Origin of the sequence: Roseitalea sp. MMSF_3546 (assembly GCF_030732865.1) — a bacterium.
Classification (GTDB): Bacteria; Pseudomonadota; Alphaproteobacteria; order Rhizobiales; family Rhizobiaceae; genus Roseitalea.
On sequence record NZ_JASHKB010000006.1, the window covers coordinates 136,079 to 153,954 of the forward strand.

Annotated in this window: 18 protein-coding genes; 8 read left to right on the forward strand and 10 right to left on the reverse strand. The window is 66.2% G+C overall.

What is annotated here, in order from left to right:
* The first annotated feature begins 20 nt into the window (after positions 1–20).
* Both RBB34_RS07215 and RBB34_RS07220 read left to right on the forward strand, forming a co-directional pair.
* Positions 21–608, forward strand: coding sequence for an XRE family transcriptional regulator (locus tag RBB34_RS07215; protein ID WP_306118517.1), 588 nt, complete (start codon positions 21–23; stop codon positions 606–608).
* 48 nt (positions 609–656) lie between these two features.
* Positions 657–962 carry a hypothetical protein gene (locus RBB34_RS07220; RefSeq protein ID WP_306118518.1) on the forward strand — a complete coding sequence of 102 codons (306 nt, stop codon included), beginning with the start codon at positions 657–659 and terminating at the stop codon, positions 960–962.
* A gap of 40 nt (positions 963–1,002) precedes the next feature.
* Here RBB34_RS07220 and RBB34_RS07225 read toward each other — a convergent pair whose 3' ends face one another.
* The 6 genes from RBB34_RS07225 to RBB34_RS07250 all read right to left on the reverse strand — a co-directional run bounded on the left by RBB34_RS07225 (position 1,003) and on the right by RBB34_RS07250 (position 6,621).
* Positions 1,003–2,187, reverse strand: a complete 1,185-nt coding sequence (locus RBB34_RS07225; protein WP_306118519.1) for an FAD-dependent oxidoreductase — start codon at positions 2,185–2,187, stop codon at positions 1,003–1,005.
* A gap of 62 nt (positions 2,188–2,249) precedes the next feature.
* Positions 2,250–2,957: an SDR family oxidoreductase gene (locus tag RBB34_RS07230; protein WP_306118520.1), complete on the reverse strand. Its 708-nt coding sequence runs from the start codon at positions 2,955–2,957 to the stop codon at positions 2,250–2,252.
* Position 2,958: 1 nt separating this feature from the next.
* A complete protein-coding gene (locus RBB34_RS07235; RefSeq protein WP_306118521.1) occupies positions 2,959–3,687 on the reverse strand; it encodes an SDR family oxidoreductase in 729 nt (242 codons plus the stop codon).
* The gene (locus RBB34_RS07240) at positions 3,687–4,742 is read right to left on the reverse strand and encodes an ABC transporter permease (protein ID WP_306118522.1); all 1,056 of its coding nucleotides are present in this window, start codon (positions 4,740–4,742) and stop codon (positions 3,687–3,689) included. The genes RBB34_RS07235 and RBB34_RS07240 overlap by 1 nt, the downstream gene beginning before the upstream one ends.
* Before the next feature lie 11 nt (positions 4,743–4,753).
* Positions 4,754–5,545: an ATP-binding cassette domain-containing protein gene (locus tag RBB34_RS07245; protein WP_306118523.1), complete on the reverse strand. Its 792-nt coding sequence runs from the start codon at positions 5,543–5,545 to the stop codon at positions 4,754–4,756.
* Positions 5,546–5,613: 68 nt separating this feature from the next.
* The gene (locus RBB34_RS07250) at positions 5,614–6,621 is read right to left on the reverse strand and encodes a substrate-binding domain-containing protein (protein ID WP_306118524.1); all 1,008 of its coding nucleotides are present in this window, start codon (positions 6,619–6,621) and stop codon (positions 5,614–5,616) included.
* A gap of 213 nt (positions 6,622–6,834) precedes the next feature.
* On the opposite strand from RBB34_RS07250, the gene RBB34_RS07255 reads away from it, so the two are divergent.
* Genes RBB34_RS07255 through RBB34_RS07280 form a run of 6 tightly spaced genes read left to right on the forward strand, consistent with a single transcriptional unit; the run spans position 6,835 to position 13,777 of the window.
* Entirely contained in the window at positions 6,835–8,394 is a 1,560-nt protein-coding gene (locus RBB34_RS07255; RefSeq protein WP_306118557.1) for an alpha-amylase family glycosyl hydrolase, read from the forward strand.
* The gene (locus RBB34_RS07260; RefSeq protein ID WP_306118525.1) at positions 8,391–9,437 is read left to right on the forward strand and encodes a substrate-binding domain-containing protein; all 1,047 of its coding nucleotides are present in this window, start codon (positions 8,391–8,393) and stop codon (positions 9,435–9,437) included. The genes RBB34_RS07255 and RBB34_RS07260 overlap by 4 nt, the downstream gene beginning before the upstream one ends.
* A complete protein-coding gene (locus RBB34_RS07265; protein ID WP_306118526.1) occupies positions 9,434–10,225 on the forward strand; it encodes a 3-methyl-2-oxobutanoate hydroxymethyltransferase in 792 nt (263 codons plus the stop codon). Before RBB34_RS07260 ends, RBB34_RS07265 begins: the two co-directional genes overlap by 4 nt.
* Positions 10,226–10,232: 7 nt before the next feature.
* Positions 10,233–11,324, forward strand: coding sequence for a fatty acid desaturase family protein (locus RBB34_RS07270; RefSeq protein ID WP_306118527.1), 1,092 nt, complete (start codon positions 10,233–10,235; stop codon positions 11,322–11,324).
* Positions 11,325–11,351: 27 nt separating this feature from the next.
* Positions 11,352–11,666, forward strand: a complete 315-nt coding sequence (locus tag RBB34_RS07275) for a MocE family 2Fe-2S type ferredoxin (protein ID WP_306118528.1) — start codon at positions 11,352–11,354, stop codon at positions 11,664–11,666.
* Positions 11,663–13,777, forward strand: coding sequence for a TIM-barrel domain-containing protein (locus RBB34_RS07280; RefSeq protein WP_306118529.1), 2,115 nt, complete (start codon positions 11,663–11,665; stop codon positions 13,775–13,777). Before RBB34_RS07275 ends, RBB34_RS07280 begins: the two co-directional genes overlap by 4 nt.
* 44 nt (positions 13,778–13,821) lie before the next feature.
* On the opposite strand, the gene lhgO is transcribed toward RBB34_RS07280, so the two are convergent.
* From lhgO to dctP, 4 genes are all read right to left on the reverse strand, one after another.
* Positions 13,822–15,027, reverse strand: a complete 1,206-nt coding sequence (gene lhgO, locus RBB34_RS07285; RefSeq protein WP_306118530.1) for an L-2-hydroxyglutarate oxidase — start codon at positions 15,025–15,027, stop codon at positions 13,822–13,824.
* A 25-nt stretch (positions 15,028–15,052) separates the two neighbouring features.
* The gene (locus tag RBB34_RS07290) at positions 15,053–16,312 is read right to left on the reverse strand and encodes a TRAP transporter large permease (RefSeq protein ID WP_306118531.1); all 1,260 of its coding nucleotides are present in this window, start codon (positions 16,310–16,312) and stop codon (positions 15,053–15,055) included.
* On the reverse strand, positions 16,312–16,806 hold the full coding sequence (locus RBB34_RS07295; RefSeq protein ID WP_306118532.1) for a TRAP transporter small permease: 495 nt from the start codon (positions 16,804–16,806) through the stop codon (positions 16,312–16,314). Before RBB34_RS07295 ends, RBB34_RS07290 begins: the two co-directional genes overlap by 1 nt.
* A gap of 63 nt (positions 16,807–16,869) precedes the next feature.
* Complete coding sequence (gene dctP, locus RBB34_RS07300) at positions 16,870–17,874, reverse strand: TRAP transporter substrate-binding protein DctP (RefSeq protein ID WP_306118533.1); 1,005 nt, start codon at positions 17,872–17,874, stop codon at positions 16,870–16,872.
* Positions 17,875–17,876: the final 2 nt, after the last annotated feature.

Below are 17,876 nucleotides of genomic sequence, written 5' to 3' on the forward strand. Positions count from 1 at the left end.
ATCAACACAATGGAGACACAGTGCCGGTCAATCGCTCGCTTACGCTTTCGACGACGGTGCGCCAATTGCGTCTGGCTGCGGGGCTGACGTTGAACCAGCTTGCCAAGCGCAGCGCGCTGGCGCCATCGACCCTGTCGAAGATCGAAAATGGCCAGATGTCGCCGACCTACGATTCGATCGTCAGCCTTGCATCCGGCCTCGGCGTCGATGTCGGGGAATTGTTCGAGGGCAAGTCCGTGCCGGCGATCAGCGGCCGACGGGCGATCACGCGGCGCGGCGAAGGCATCAAGCACAGCACCGGCCACTATGATTACGAGATGCTGTGTACGGACCTTGCGAACAAGAAGTTCGTCCCGCTGCTCAGCGAGATCAAGGCGAATTCGACCCAGTCGTTCAGCGCCATGATCAGCCACGCCGGCGAGGAGTTCTTCTACGTGCTGTCCGGCGAGGTGACGCTGCACACCGAGCACTATGCCCCGGCGCGCCTGGGTCCCGGCGACAGTTGCTATTTCGACAGCATGATGGGTCATGCGCTGGTGTCGACCGGCGACGAACCGGCGACGGTCCTTTGGATCTGCTCGCAGGTCACCGGCGCGCTGGCCGAGTGAGAGCCCATCCAGACCGAACCGACGTCCCCACAACGAACGGAGGCCACCATGCGGCGCATGCTCGTATTCTTCTCGCTCAAGCCGGAAACCGACCCGAAAACCTATGAGGAATGGGCGCGCACGGTCGACATTCCCCAGGTCAATGCCTTCGACAGCGTGGCCTCGTTCACGGTGCACCGCTGCGCATCCACCATTGGCGACAAGCCGTCCCCGCACGACTATGTCGAGATCCTCGACGTCTCCGATCCCGACGCGTTCGACCGCGATCTGGTCAGCGACACGATGAAGGCGCTCGCGAAGGACTTCGCGCAATATGCCGAGCCGCCGGCATTCGTCTGGACCGAACCGCTCTGAACGGCGCATAGGGACGCATCGCTGCTGCGGCGAGAACGTCTCATCGGCGCAGCAGCGTCTTCAGGCCGACCGCCGGATCGGCCAATTGCGCGGGATCGACCCTGATGTCGCGCTCGATCAGACGTTCGCCCAGCTTGACATCCCGCGCGACCGAATTGCCTTCGCCGACGCCGCTGACCGATATCGGCGCTCCGTGCTCATCGTGCTGGAACAGCAGCAAACCGTTCGCCCCGGCGGCACGGCGCGTGTAGGGCCAGCCCGCTCGGTAAAGGCCAGCCACCTGAAGCGTGAGTTCGTACTGATCGGACCAGAACCAGGGAACCGTGCCATAAGGGGTCAGATCGCCGAGCATGGCGCGCGCGGCGTGCGCGCCCTGGTCCTGCGCGGCCCGCCAGCTTTCGAGCCGTACGATCGCGCCACGCCACGCAAAGGCGCAGCAGTCGCCGGCGGCGAAGACGTTCCGGGCGGACGTCCTGAAATGCGCGTCGACGGCAATGCCGTTGTCGATATCGAGCCCTGCCGTTTCGGCGAGGTCGGTCGCCGGCACGGCTCCGACGGCGCAGACGACCAAGTCAAAGGTCTGGCACGCGCCATCGCCGGTGCGGATTTCGTGCGATGATGCACCGGTCACATCGGCGTTCTTGACGATCCGCACCCCCGCCTCGATGTGGCGCGCTTCCAGTATCGCTGCGATCGGCTCGGGCACCGCGCGGCCCATCAGCGCATCGCCGGCCTCGTACACGGTCACCTCGGCGCCGCGGATTCGCGCCGTGGCGGCCAGTTCCATCCCCAGAACGCCGCCGCCGACGATGGCCAGGCGCGCACCCGGCACGATCGCATCGGCGATCCTGCGCGCATCGTCGAGCGTGCGCAGCGTCAAGGCGCTTTCGAAACCCGGCAGGGTCCGCGCCGTCGCGCCCGTCGCCAGCAGCAACCGGTCGTACCGCGCCATGCTGTCGTCGTCGAACCGCACGGCCCTTTCCACCGGATCGAGGGCGACCGCCCGCGCGCCAAGCATGAGTTCGATGCCGGCTTCGGTCAGCGTTTCCGGTGGGACGATCGGCTTGACCTCGGGCGGAAACGTCTTGGACAGGGGCGGCCGTTCGTAGGGCGCGTGCCGTTCGTCGCCGAACAGGCAGACCCGTCCAGCGAAACCGGCCTCGCGCAGCGTCAGGGCGGCGCGCACGCCGCATTCGCCCGCACCGATGATGACGAAGGTTTCCATGTCGTTCCGAGCCTGGGACCTCGAAGATATCACGCCCTGTTTGCGTGCCGTCACTTGTCTGTCTAACGCTTGCGCAGGAAGCCGCCGTCGACGATCAGTTCCGTTCCCGTGACGAAGCTTGCCTCGTCCGACAACAGGAACATGATCGCTTCGGCGATCTCCCCCGGTTGCGCCATGCGGCCAAGCAGATGCGCCGCACCGGCGGCCGCGCGGATCGCTTCGCCGTCGGGCAACTCGGCCAGAGCACGGTCGGTGAACGGCGTGTCGACCCAGCCCGGGCTGACCGCGTTGACGCGCACGCCGCGTTCGGCGAACTCGCCGCTCGCCGCCCGCATCAGTCCCAGAACCGCGCCCTTCGAGGTGTGATAGGCGACATAGCCATCGGTGCCGATATGCGCGGACACCGACGAGGTCAGGACAATTGATGCGCCATCGGCGAGGCGGGGCGAAGCATGTTTCATCGCGAGCATGGTGCCGCGCACATTGACAGCCATGACGTGCCGCCAGGTCTCCCACGGCAGGTCCTCGACACGACCTCGGGCGTTTGTTCCCGCGATGCAGACAAGCCCGGCGAGCGGGCCGATCGCCTCGAACGCGCGCGCGATGGCCTCCTCGTCGGCCAGGTCGAGCGCGTGGCTGAGATCGGCTTCCGCGACCGGGTTCAGATCGAGCGCGGCGGCCCGCAGACCGGCTGCCTGAACGCACCGAACGGTGGCAATGCCGATGCCGCCTGCCGCTCCGGTGATCGCGATGGTGCCGTTGCGCGTCATCTCAGTGCTTCCGCATGAAACCGCCATCGACGAACAGCGTCTGGCCGGTGACGAACGAGGCCTTGTCGGAAGCAAGCCAACGCACCGCCCGCGCCACTTCCTCCGGTTCGGCCATGCGGCCGAGAAGGTGGGCGTCGCGGGCCGCCGCGTGCAGCGCGTCGGGATCGTCGGTCTCGGCGAGCGCCTTGTCGGTGAAGCCGGCATTGACCCAGCCCGGCGCGACGGCGTTGACCCTGATGCCCCGTGTCGCCGCCTCCTGGGCGAGCGCGACGGTGAAGCTCTCCACGGCCGCCTTCGTCGTCACATAGGCCGGGTAGTCGACCGTGGCGACATGGCCCGAGACCGAGGCCATGTTGACGACCGCCTTGCCCGCTCCGCGCTCGAGCAGAGGCAGGCCGAACTTGGCGGTCAGGAACATGCCGCCGACATTGATGTCCATCATGCGATCCCAGTCGGCGACGGCCATCTCGGCGACCGGCGATCGGTGGTTGATGCCGGCGACGTTGATCAACGCGTCGACAGCGCCGAACCGGTCGGCGATCGCCGAAAAGGCGGTCTCGACCGAACCGGGATCGGCCAGGTCGCAGGCGAGACCGAGACCGGCTGCGCCGCCCGGAGGCCGGGCCTCGCTGCGATCGATGAGCGCGAGGTCGAACCCGGCCTCGGCCATGACGCGCGACGTCGCCGTGCCGATCCCGCCGGCGGCCCCGGTGATGACGGCGACCGGCATCAGCGGACCCTTGCGCCGGAGAATCTGTGCGCGACCATGGTCAGGATGATGACGAGGCCGAACAGGAAGTCCGTCCAGAACCCGGCGAAGCCCGCGCCGACAGCGCCGGACGGAATGAGCGTGACCGTAAGCGCGCCGAAGAAGGCACCGAAGATCGTGCCGACACCGCCCCAGGTGGGCGTGCCGCCGACGAACAGCGCCGCCAGGGCAATCAGCAGATAAGCTTTGCCCGATGTCGGAAACCACACCATGTTGGCCATCTGCACGAGGACCGCGCCGGTGATCGCCGCGGCAATTCCCGAAAAGATGAAGACCCCGACGCGGATGCGTTCGACATTGATGCCCATCTGCCGGGCGCTCTCGGAATTGTCGCCAACGAGTTGCACGCGCACCCCGAACCGGTGATATTTGAACAGCACGTAGCAGAAGACCGTCCAGGCCAGCGCCCAGACGAAGTGGTTCGGGATCTGCAGGCCGGTATCGAACAGCTCCCATTTGCCGACCAGCAAGCGGTTGCCGAACGTGCCCACGGCGTCGGGCGCGGAAATGGTGCGCCCTTGCGCCAGAAGGTTGACCAGCCCGAGAATGAAGAAGTTCAGCCCCAGCGTCGCCACCAGCGAGGAGATCTTGCCGTAGACGACGATAGCGCCGATGCCGAGCCCGATCAGTGCGCCGAACCCGAGCGTGACCAGAAAGGCCGCCAGGACGGGCACCTCGAGAACGACCAGATACATGAATACGCCGCCCGCCGCACCGACAACCGAGGGAAAGGCCAGATCGAGTTCCCCCGACACGATGACGAACACCAGCGATGTGGTCAGGAAGATCGTCGCCGGGACGGTAAAGAGGAACGCGTTGTAATAGACCGGATTGAGGAACAGAACCGGGTTGTTCACGGCGAAGACGGCCCAGACGAGCACCAGCGCCAGAAAGGCGTTCAGCGCACGGCCGTTGCGCCGGTAAAAGCGGAACCAGTGCGATTGTTCCTTGCGCCTGTCGACGGCGCTTGCAATGGCCTCCACGGGCTTTGCGGCGGCGGGCGTTGCATCGCTCATTGTCTGTCTCCTTACGCCGCGTTCACGAGCGTATCCGTGTCGGCTTTGCCGGTCTCGGCGAGCTGGTGCATCATCTCGATGAGGTGATCGGCGCCGGTGAACGCCGTCTTCTCGCCCTCGAAGGCTTCACGGCCGCGATCGATGACGAAGAAGCGGTCGGCGATCTCCCAGACATGGTAGATGTTGTGGCCGATGAAGACGACGGTTCGCCCCGACGCCTTGACCGCTTCGACGAAGCGGAAGACCTTCTGCGTTTCGGTCAGCGACAGCGCCGTGGTCGGCTCGTCGAGCACGATCACGTCGGCCTGGTTGTAGAGCGCCCGGGCGATGGCCACGCCCTGGCGCTCGCCGCCGGACAGATGGCCGACCGTGCTTTCGGGATTGAAGACCTTGGAGGTGAAGCCGATCTCGCGCATCAGGCGGTTGGCTTCGTCGATCTGCCGCTGCACGCGGATCAGGCCGACCGCGTTGGTGATCTCGCGGCCCATGAAGATGTTGGTGACGATGGAGTGCTGCGGGGCGAGCGCGCGATCCTGGAACACCGTCTCGATGCCGGCATCGCGCGCGGCAAGCGGCGTCCACGGCTTGCGCGCGTTCCCCTTGACGATGATCTCGCCCTCGTCTGGATCGTGCACGCCGGCCAGCGTCTTGACCAGCGTCGACTTGCCGGCGCCATTGTCGCCAAGCAGCCCCAGAACCTCGCCCTTGCGGACCGTCATCGACACGCCCGACAACGCTTCCACATTGCCGAACCGCTTGACGATGTTGCGCAGTTCGACGATCGGCGCGTCCTGTCCGCTCATGATGCAATCCTCGTGTTCCGACGCGATGAGAAAGGGCGGGCCCGAAAGCCCGCCCCGTCCGGGAGGTGTCAGCGGATGCCCTGTTCGGCGAGCGGCGCAACGTCCTGGTAGTTGTCCACGGTGACGAAGCCGGCCCCGGTGTCGACGTTGAGCGGGCCGAGCTTGTAGACGAGCTGCTGGCACAGCGACAGAACCGGCATGTAGCCCTGCAGATATGGCTGCTGGTCGGAGGTGACCAGCACGTAACCGCCATCGAAGGCACGCATGACGCCCTGGCCGAGGTCGAAGCCGACGCCGATGATCTCGTCGGGCGCCTTGCCGACCGCTTCCATGAAGACCGGCGCCGCCGAGAGCCAGGGGCCGCCCGGATAGCCGATCAGCTTGACCTCCGGGTTCGACAGCAGCGTCGATGTCAGCGTGGGCAATTGCAGCATCTGGTCGGCGGAGGCGCCCTCGGCCTCCTGCAGCTTGATCACCTCGATGCCGGCATCCTCGAGCGCGTCGACAAGGCCCAGCTCGCGTTGTGCCCGGTTCTCGCTCTCCCAGCGGCTCATCACGATCGCCTTGTCGCCCGGGCCGATCCTGTCGCCGGCAAGACGCAGGGTCTCGGCGCCCAGAGCCTGACCCTGATTGTAGAGCGTCGCTCCGACATAGCCGGAACCGAACCGGGCGCGGATCTCCGGAACGTCCACATTCATGTACATCATGGGTATTCCGGCTTCGTCGGCCTGCTCGGCAAGCGACATGAGCGCGTCATCGCCCGGATGGCCCATCATCGCGATCCCGTCGGGCGCCTGGCTGATCGCCTCCCTAAGCTGCTGAACCATCCGGTCGAAGTCCCAGTCCGAGTAGACGATCTGGACTTCGGCTCCGGTGTCCTCGGCCGCCTGCATGGCGCCGCGGTCGATGATCGAGTTGAAGGCACCGCCTGCCGGGCCACCCGAGAACAGTCGGATGGTCTGGCCCGAACACCATTTGTCCCCATCCTGGGCCACCGTCGGCGTGACCGCCATGGCAAGCGCCGACACGGCCGCGCACAGCATCCCGGCGGCCCGGACCTTTGCGAAACGTCGCATGGATTTCCTCCCTCTGACTCACAGCCCGTGTGATCGGGCGCAGCCCAAAAACGTTTTTGGACTAGCGTCATGATTTGCACAAGACGTCGATCCGTCAACCCACTTTCTTGGGCAAATCCGCAGATTTTTGCGCCGAGGGCGGTTTGACCTTGACGAAATGACAAAAACGATTTTGATTTTGGGCCAGCAAGTACGGAGACGCGTGTGACGAACATGATCGCCCAGGCTGACCGATGGTGGCGCGGCGCGTGCCTGTACGAGGTATATCTGCGAAGCTTTGCCGATTCCAATGGCGATGGCGAGGGCGACCTGCCCGGGCTGCGCGACCGGCTCGACTATGTCGCGGCACTGGGTGTCGACGGCATCTGGATCACGCCGTTCTTCCCCTCGCCGATGTACGATTCGGGCTATGACGTGGCCGACTATCGCAGCGTCGATCCCCGGTTCGGCACGCTTGACGACTTCCGGGCCGTTACGGCGCGCGCCCATGAACTCGGCCTGCGCGTGATCATCGATCAGGTCTATTCGCACACCTCCCACCTGCACCCCTGGTTCGTCGAAAGCGCATCAAACGCCGACAATCCGAAGGCGGACTGGTATGTCTGGGCCGACCCGAAACCGGACGGCAGCCTGCCCAACAACTGGCTGGCCCGCTTCGGCGGTGTCGCCTGGGAGTGGAACGCGAACCGGCGGCAGTACTATCTGCACAACTTCCTGGTCGAACAGCCGGACCTGAACCTTCACAACCGGCAGGTCCAGGACGAGATTCTCGACACGATGCGCTTCTGGGTCGATCAGGGCGTGGACGGCTTCCGGCTCGACGTCGCCAATTTCTACATGCACGATCCGCTTCTGCGCGACAATCCGCCGGCAGATGGCGGCGAGCGGCCGGCCAACCCCTATTACATGCAGAAACATGTCCATGACCGCTCGCGGCCCGAAAACCTGGCGTTTCTTGAGCGGATGCGGGCGGCCACGGGCGAGCACATGCTGCTGGCCGAGATCAGCTGCGACAACCAGGCCGAGCGCATGGCCGAGTACACCGGGCCCGGCCGGCTTCACACCGCCTACAGTTTCGAACTGCTCGGCCCGGTCCTCGACGGCACGCACATCGCCCGAACCGTCGCCACGGCCGGCGCCGGTCAAAGCTGGCCCACATGGGCCTTTTCCAACCATGACGTCGCGCGGGTCGCCACGCGCTGGAATGCGGTCGGCAACCGGAACCGGGTGAACATGTTGCAGGCGCTGCTGCTGAGCCTTCGCGGAACGGTCATCGTCTATCAGGGCGAGGAACTGGGCCTTGCGCACGGCAATGTTCCGCGCGAGGCGCTGCGCGATCCGGAGGCGGTGCGCTTCTGGCCGCATGGCCGGGGCCGCGATGGCGCACGCACGCCGATGGCGTGGGACGATACGCCGATGCTGGGCTTTTCGAAGGCGCCTGGGTGGTTGCCCGCCGAACCGGATCATGCAGAGCAAAGCATTGCGCGGCAGAGCGAGGATCCCGGTTCGAGCCTTTCGCATTGCCGGTCCCTGATTGCCCTGCGCAAGGCGACGCCGGCGCTGCGGCTGGGAGACTTCGAGGTCATCGAGGCGGACGAGACCGGCCTGAGCTTCTGGCGCGTTCACGAGGGCGCGCGCATCCTTTGCAGCTTCAACTTCACGGGGCAGAGCCGCGCCGTCCCCCAGCACGGCCGCAGCCGCGTGCTTGCCGGCGCGTTCGAGGGCGACGGGCTCGCCGCGGACGGCTACGTGATCGCGGAGGCCGCTGCATGAACGAGTCCGTTCCGCGCCGGGCTTCGATCCGCGACGTTGCCGCCCATGTCGGCATGTCGGTGTCGACCGTGAGCAGGGCCTTGAACGGCTACGCCGATGTCAGCCGCAAGACCCGCGACAAGGTGCGGCAGGCCGCCGATGCTCTGGGTTACCGCGCCAGTTTCGCCGCCGCGACGCTACGCTCGCGCCAGACCGAGACCGTCACGTTCATGGTCTCCAAGCCGTGGACGAAGTTCGTCGACCCCTTCTTTCTCGGCCTGCTCGACGGCGTCGAGATGGTGCTTCAGGCGCAGGGCTACGATCTTCAGGTCGTCATGGCGCGCGAGTATGACAAGGAACTCGAGATCATCCGCCGCGCGGTCGAGCGCAACCGGTGCGACGGCCTCATCTTCAGCCGGACCCGTCCCCGGGACGAACGGATCGACTACCTTCAGGCACGCGGCTTTCCGTTCGTGACCATCGGGCAGACCAACCGCAACGATCACGACTGGATCGATCGCGATCATGCGATCATCGCCCGTACGGCCATCGGACGCCTTGCCCGGCTCGGGCACAGGCGCATCGCCTATCTTTCCACGCCCTACCGCTATACCTATTCGCACCATGCGCGCGCCGGCTATCGCCAGGGGCTCGAGGAAGCGGGCCTGCCGCACGATCCGACGCTGGAAATGGAGTGTTTCCTGTCGCGCCGGACCGGCGGCGAGGCGCTGACCGAGCTGGTCACGACCGGCGCCGCCCCGACGGCGATCTTCTGCGGCAACGACATGATCGCCATCTCCGCCATGGACGCCATGCGACGTCTTGGCCTGGTGCCGGGTCGGGATATCGCCGTGATCGGCTGCGACGACATGCCGGTGGCCGCACTGACCGACCCGCCGCTGACCACCTTCAGCCAGGACCTGGATGCGCTCGGCATGCGGATGGGCCGGATGATCCTTGCCAAGCTGGGCGGCGAGAGCGCTCCCCTGCAGAGCTTCATCGACAGCAAGCTGATCATCCGCGAGAGCGACATGCCGCCCATGCCGGAGGGCGCCGGGCAATGAAGCTGGAAGTGCATGACCTGGTCGCCGCAAAAGGCAAGCGGCAGCTTACCGAGCTCAATGTCGCCTCGCCCGAGCATGCCGCGGCCGCCGAAGCGGCCGGCATCGAGATCATCGTGTCGGGGCGCGCCCGCCTGCGCCGGGCGCTGCGCGACGCCGCGCCCCACACGCATTTCTGCTTCGGGCTCATCTATGGCGACCATGTCAATGCCGACCAGGCCAAGCGCGCCGCCTTCGACGCCCTCGCCGACGGCGCCGATTCGATCTATTGCGCCATGCACTTCGACGTCGTCGAGGCGATGGCCCGCGAGGGCATCCCCATCGTCGGACATGTCGGCCTGGTGCCGCAGAAAGCCCGATGGACGGGCCTGCGTGCGGTCGGCAAGTCGGCCGAGGAAGCCATCGGAATCGTCGAGGACGTGCGCCGCTACGAAAGCGCGGGCGCCTTTGCCGTCGAGATGGAGGTGGTGCCGCCGCCGGTCGCCGAGGCGATCTGCCGGTCGACGCCGCTGATCGTCATCTCGATGGGCTCGGGGGCCGGGTGCGACGCGCAATACCTGTTCGCCTCGGACGTCCTTGGCGAGACGGCCAGGCGCATACCGCGCCACGCGCGCAGCTACCGCGACTTCCGGGCCGAATGTGATCGCCTGCACGGCGAGCGGATCGCCGCCTTCACCGAATTCCGGCGCGATGTCGCATCCGGCGCCTTTCCGGGCGAAGACGAAACCGTGGCAATGGCGCCGGGCCAGTGGGAACGTTTCGCCGAAGCGCTCGCCGAACGCACGACGTGAGATCACAATGGCACTTCTCGACCTGATCAAGTTTCCGACCGAGCGCGATTACAGCCTGACCGGCCCGGAGGCGCAAAGGGCGATCGACAACGGTCTGGCCGGCGCCGAGTGGTATCGCACGCCGATCGACCGCAAGACGATGAAGGCCCTGATGCGCCGCAGCGACGGCCCGGCCCTGCGCGACACCGCGCTGTGGTTCGCCCTGCTGGCGCTGACGGCCGCCGGCGGCGTGGCGTTCTGGGGCTCGTGGTGGGCGGTGCCCTTCTTCCTCGCCTATGGCGTGCTGTACGGCTCGGCCGCCGATTCGCGCTGGCACGAATGCGGCCATCGCACCGCCTTCAAGACCGTCTGGATGAACGATGTGGTCTACCAGATCGCCAGCTTCATGATGATGCGCAATCCGGTGGTCTGGCGATGGTCGCACACGCGCCACCATACCGACACGATCATCGTCGGCCGCGACCCGGAGATAAGCGGCATGCGGCCGCCGCAACTGATCGTCATCGGGCTCAACCTGTTCGGCCTTGTCAGCGCGCCACAGAGCTTCGCCGCGCTTGCCCGCAACGCGATGGGCCGGTTGTCCCCGGAGGAGGCCGACTTCGTGCCCGAGAGCGAACGGCCGAAAGCGTACTGGATCGCGCGGGCGCATATGGCGATCTACGCGGCCACGCTGGCCGCCTGCCTGGCGATGGGGTCGATCCTGCCGGCCATGCTGATCGGCCTGCCGCGCCTTTACGGCACATGGCTGCTGCTCGTTCTCGGCCTGCCGCAGCATCTCGGCCTGGCCGAAGACGTGCTGGATCATCGCCTGAACGCGCGCACCGTCCTGATGAACCCGGTGCTGCGTTTCCTCTACTGGAACATGAACTACCACATGGAGCACCACATGTACCCCATGGTGCCCTATCACGCGCTGCCGCGCCTGCACGAAGCGGTCAAGCACGATTGCCCGCCACCCTCGCCCTCGCTCTACGCCGCCTGGCGCGAGATCGTTCCCTGCGTGCTGCGGCAACTGCGCGATCCGCACCATTTCATCCGCCCGCAACTGCCTGAAGGCGCAGGCGCGGCACGCCAGTCGCCGCCGCTTGCCGCCGAATAGTAACCGACCGACACAGTGGAGACGACGATGCCCGCAATCGACGCGTGCGCGCTGGACGACATCGAGGAAGAGGACCTCATACGGTTCGACCATGGCGGCAAGACCTATGCCATCTATCGCATGTTCGGCGAGGAGGTGTTCTGCACCGACGGCCTGTGCACCCATGAACAGGTGCATCTGGAGGACGGGCTCGTGATGGATTACGTCATCGAATGCCCGCGCCACAATGGCCGCTTCGACATCCGCACCGGTGCCGCCAAGGGCGCCCCGGCCTGCATCGATCTGGCCACCTACCCCGCCCGCGTCGAAGCCGGCCGCGTGATCGTCGAGCTGCCCGCGTGAGCGCGCAGACCGCCGGCCGCGCGGCGGCCCGTACGCCGTTCTGGCAGGACGGCGGTGCGATCATGGGCCGCTTCGGCGGCGAGACGCTGCGCATCGAGCCGTGGGGACCGGACGCGATGCGGGTCCGCGCCAGGCCGGGCCTTGAGGTTGTCGAGCCCCATGTCAGCGCGCTGCTCGAGCCTGCGGCCGCGACCGAGGCGAGCGTCGCCATCGCGCCGGACCGCGCGGCCCTGACCAATGGCCGCCTCCGCGCCGAGCTGACGGTCGTCGAACGCTACGGCGCCGACGTGAAGAAGGAGATCGTGCTGCGCTTTTGGCGCGCCGACACCGGCGAGGAACTGCTTTCGGAGACGCGCCCGCACTTCGCCGGCCCCAGAACGCGCAACTTCAAGGCGCTCGCCTCCGGCTCGTGGAAGCTCGAGGCCCATTTCAAGGCCCATGACGGCGAGCATTTGTGGGGTCTCGGCCAGCCCCAGCACGGCCGGATGGATCTCAAGGGCACCTCGACGACGCTGCTGCAGCAGAACACCCACACGGTCATCCCCTTTGTCGTCTCCTCGCGCGGCTACGGCTTCCTGTGGAACAACCCGGCCGTCGGACGGGCCGAATTCGCCACCAACATCACCCGCTGGACGGCCGAAGCGACGAGCGGGCTCGACTACTGGGTTGTCGCCGGTGACAGCCCGGCCGGGATCGTGCGCGCCTATCACGACGCCACCGGCCATTCGCCGGACATCCCCGACTGGGCGCTCGGCTTCTGGCAGTGCAAGCTGCGCTATCGCAACCAGGACGAACTGCTCGAGGTGGCGCGCGAATACAAGCGGCGCGGCCTACCCCTGGCCTGCATCGTCATCGACTTCTTCCACTGGACGCGCCAGGGCGAATGGCAATTCGATCCGACCGACTGGCCCGATCCGAAGGCCATGGTGGACGAACTGCGCGCCATGGGGGTCGAGACCATGGTCTCGATCTGGCCGACCGTTTCGGCGGCCTCCAATCACTACCGCACCATGACCGAGCAAGGCTACCTGCTGACCACCGAGCGCGGCGTGCCGGCGGTGATCCCGTTCCCGGACAAGGATCCGTTCGGGCCGGGCTTCTTCACCTATTACGACGCGTTCAATCCCACAGCGCGCGACTTCCACTGGGACCTGGTCAAGCGCAACTATCTCGACAACGGCATCGATCATTTCTGGCTCGATGCGTGCGAACCGGAGATGCGCCCGGCCCATCCGGAGAATGTGCGCACCGCGCTCGGCAATGGCGCCGAGATGCTGTGCGCCTATCCGCACTTGCACGAGGCGCGCTACCGCGAGGGGCTTGACGCCGAGGGCCGCAACGGCGTGCTCCTGTGCCGGTCGGCCTGGGCGGGATCGCAGCGCCATGGCGTCATTCTCTGGTCCGGCGATGTCTGGTCGGACTGGGACTGGTTCCGCGCGCAAGTGCCGGCCGGTCTGCATGCGGGCATGGCCGGCATGGGCTGGTGGACCACCGACATCGGTGGCTTCTATGACGGCCATGGCGGCGCGGACGGGTTCCGCGAACTGCTCGTGCGCTGGTTCGAATTCGGCGTGTTTTCGCCGATCTGCCGCCTGCACGGCTTCCGCGTGCCCGATGGCGTGCCGGTGCCGGCCAGGGGCGAGAAGGTCAGCTACGGCCAGGACACATTCAACATCTTCACCGACACGGGCGGCGCCAACGAAATCTGGTCCTACGGCGAGCGGGTCGAGACGGTCCTCGTCGAACTGCTGCGCGTGCGCGAGGCGCTGCGGCCCTACCTGGCCGATTGCTTTGCCCGCTACGCGCGGACCGGCGATCCGGTGATGGCACCGACCTTCTACCATTTCGCCGATGCCGCCAGCGATGATGGCGCGCGCTACATGCTCGGGCCCGACCTTCTGGTCGCGCCCGTCCTCGAACCGGGCGCGACCGAAATGACGGTCGTCCTGCCCGAAGGCGAAGCCTGGCTGCACGTCTGGACCGGCGCCGAACATGAAGTCGGCTCGACCGTCACCGTGCCCTGCCCCTGGGGTCAGTGCCCGGTGTTCGTGCGCAAGGCGGCAGCGGCCCGGTTCGGCGAGGCTTTTCCAGTGCTGCGGCAATCGCAATAGCTCGAGCGGTCCCTGACCGGTTTGTCGCCTATGGTGACCGGGCTTCAGAACAGGTCCGGGGGCAGGCTCTTGACGATATGCTCGCCGATCGGGATCGCGGCCGTCGCTGCCGGCGATGGCGCGTTGCACACATGCAGGCTCCGACGCGTTTGCCGCAGAAGAAAGTCATGGACGAGTGTGCCGTCGTGCATGACCGCCTGGGCGCGAATGCCCGGCGGGTGGGGCAGCATGTCGTCCAGTTCGAGCGACGGCGCGTATTTCCGGCAGAGCGCAAGGTAGCGCGACCGGCTCCATGAACTGGCCAGTTCCGAGATACCGGCGCGCCAATTGCCGGCCAGTGTGCGCCAGAACCCTGCAAATCGGACCATGTCGCCAAGGTCCGATCCATTGAACGCCCATGGGCCGTAGCCTTCACGTGCCAGCGACAGGACCGCATTGGGCCCGATCGTGACATGGCCACCGATCATCGGCGTCAGATGCACGCCCAGAAACGGTAGATCCGGATCGGGCACCGGATAGATCAGATGGTCGACGATCCGGTCGTGCCGCGACGCAAGGCGGAAGTATTCGCCACGAAACGGGACGATGGCGAAGTCCGCGTCGAGGCCGGCCATCCCGGCGATGCGGTCGGCCTGAAGGCCCGCGCAGGCGACCAGGCAGGAAGCACGGATCGAGCCCTTGTCCGTTTCGGCGACGATTTCACCGGGCGTCTCCAAAATGCCCGTCAATCGGGTACCGGTAATCAACCGGCCACCGGACGCCTCGATGTCGCGCGCCATGGCCTGCGCGACCTCTCGATAGTCCACGATGCCGGACTCGGCGACGCGCAGTGCGCCGAGCCCCGCGACATTGGGCTCGAGTTCGCAGAGCCCGGCCCCGTCAATGCGCTTGACCGACAGGCCGTTCCGCCGGCATCGATCCTCAAGGGCCGTCAGGCGCTCCAACTCGACGCGCGAGGTGGCGACGATGAGCTTGCCGGGGCGTCGCGTCGCAATGCCATGGCGTTGGGCGAACGCGAAGGTGGCCTCCGACCCGGCGCGGCAGAACCTGGCTTTGAGGCTGCCTGGCGCATAGTAGACGCCGGCATGAATGACGCCGCTGTTGTGGCCCGTCTGGTGCTTGGCCAGTTCTGGTTCCTTGTCGACGAGCACGACCTTGCGCCCGGGGAAGCGGCGACCGAGCTGCATGGCGGTCGAAAGGCCGACGATACCGCCGCCGACAACGATGAAATCCGTCTCGCTGTCCGTCATGTTCTGCACCGCGCCATACCGGGTGTCAGAGGAAGATCAGAGGCACGGCGGGAACCATCGTGATGAGGACCAGAACGCCCAGCAGGATGATCAGCATCGGCCAGAGGCTCCCTATGATGTCCGAGACGCGTACATCACCGACCATGCCCAATATGTAAAGCACCAGACCGACCGGCGGCGTCAGCAGACCGATCGTCAGGTTCAGGATCACGATCGCACCGAAATGGACCGGATCGACGCCGAACTGCTGCGCTATCGGAAACAGGACCGGAACCGTCACCAGCAAGGCCGATGTCGGCTCGAGGAACATGCCGACGAGCAGGAGGGCCAGGTTCACCATCAACAGGAACACGAACGGGTTCTCGGTGATCGTCTTGAGGATGGCCGCCACGTCCGAGGGCACGCCCTCGCGCGCCAGCACATAGCCGTAGAGCGCGCCGACGGCGGCGATGAACATCACCCGACCCAGGGTGGAAATCGTGGCCGAAAGGGCACGCCAGATTCCGGCGAGCGACAGCCAGCGCAGGCCGACGCCCATGACCAGCAGGTAAAGGGAGGTGACGGCCGACGCTTCGGTGGGCGTGAACGTGCCGGTCAGGATACCGCCGAGCAGGATGACCGGCGCCACCAGGATCGGCGCGGCGGCCACCATGGCCTTCACGCGGCTATCGGGATTGAGGTCGCTGGTCTCGCGCAGGTCGACCCGGCGGACGTGGAAGAAGATGTAGACCGACAGTCCGGCAAAGATCAGCAGCGCCGGCACGATCCCCGCCAGGAACATCGAAAACACCGAGGTGCTGGTCAGCACGGCATAGAGCACTGCTGGTATCGAGGGCGGCATCACCGGGCCGATCGTGGCCGATGCCGCCGTGATGGCCGCCGCGAAACCGGGTCTGTATCCGCTCCTTCGCATTGCCGGGATGACGACCGATCCGAGTGCCGACGCATCGGCGATCGCCGAGCCGCTCATCCAGGAAAAGACCAGGCTTGCGTTGACGTTGGCATAGGCGATGGAGCCACGGACGCGGCCGGTCGCCGCCAGCAGCGCGGCGATCAGCCGATCGGCGAGGCGCGCCTCATTGGCGATGAAACCGACAAGGATGAACATCGGCACGGCAAGCAGGGGGAAGCTGTCGAGCAGGCCCGCGGTGCGCTGGATCACGATGCCGAAATTCAGGCGCGGTTCACTGGCGATGTAAACGAGCGAGGGTGCCAGCATCGCAAGCGCCACCGGCAAGCGCAGCAGCATGAGGACGAGCGGCAGGAGCACCAGATAGGAGAGCATCAGATCAGGTCTCGCCGCTCGACGTCGGCGGGGCCCTTCAGCCTGCGGACGAACTGGATCAGAAGAACGACGACGAATGCTGCGTAGCTGCCCCACACCACCCCGTAGAACCAGATCATCGGCAGCCCCAGCGCGGACGATCGCGGTCGCAGGTTCTTGAGCAGCCAGGGATAGCTCTGCCAAACGATCACCACGAGGACGGTCGCGGCGGCGAGATAGCCGAGCAGATCGAGCCAGCGGGACAGACGCGGCATCGCCTCGTGGTTGATCACCTCGACGCGAACATGACTGTCGTCGGCGAAGGCGAGGATGGCCGCCAGAAAGACGGCCCAGACATAGCTGTACCGGGCCAACTCGTCGAACCAGAAGACCGAACTGTCGAACACCGACCGCAGCCCGACCTGGGCAAGCAGGAGGAAAAGGATCATCACCAGAAGACCGACAGCGACCACCCGGATCGCTGTCAGTGTCGTGCTGGCCAGTCTCTCGATCATCGCCGCCCCCGCTGGCCGGTTTCTAGGAACACGCCCGACTGGCGACGGAGACCCGGCCGGTCCTCATTCGATCTTGCCCATGTCGCGCAGCAGGTTTTCGTAAGTATCGCTCCAGGGGTACTTTCCGCTATAGAACGCGCGCGTGTTCGCCGCGAGCGCTTCGCGATCGACATCCTCGACGATCTCGACCATGCCGGTTTCCCGCCACTCGGCAAAGGCCGCTTCGTCGGCTTCCTCAACGCAGGCCCGCACCCGCCGGGCGCCGTCGGCCACGGCCTCATCGAGCGCGGTCTGCTGTTCCGGCGTCAGCGAGTTCCACAGTCCGGAGTTGATGAACACCGGGCTCGCCGTGATCAGGTGCGCGGTCTTGTTGTAGTACTGGCTGACCTCGTCGAAGGATTCCGCCGCCATCGTGCCGGCAGGTGCCTCGGCGACATCGGCGATGCCCTGCTGCAGGCCGAGATAGAGCTCGGCATAGGCGACCGTCACCGCGTTGGCGCCCAGCGATTCGGCGCCAGCGATCGAAGCGGCGGTGTCGGGAACGCGCATCCGCACGCCCTCGAAATCATCCGGTCCGGTGATCCTGGCGTTGCCGAAGACATTGCGCGTGCCGTAAAGCCACGGAAGGCCGATGACGCGCACGTCGGCGACCTGTTCGAGTTCGGCGAGCAGATCGACGGCCGTGTCGGTCTTGTAGATGTCGAACACCTCTTCGACGCTGTCATAGAGGTAATAGCCTTCGAACGCCGCAAGGTCATCGAGCCACATGGCCAGCATCGAGGACGGCGCCAGGCTCATGTCGAGTTCGCCCGTCGAGACCTGGCGTGTCATTTCGTTTTCGGACCCGAGCTGGGCCGAATGCACGACATTGACGTCGAGCCCGGCTGCGGCCAGCCGTTCGTCCTCTTCGAGCGGCGCGGCGCCGCATTCCACCATCGGTGTCGTCGGCGAAAAGATCAGGCCAATCGTGATCTCGACCGGATCCTGCGCCATGGCAAGGGATGTGCTTGCGCACAGGACTGCGACGGCCGAGGCCGTGCGGGCCATCGTTTGGCAGTTGACATTCATGG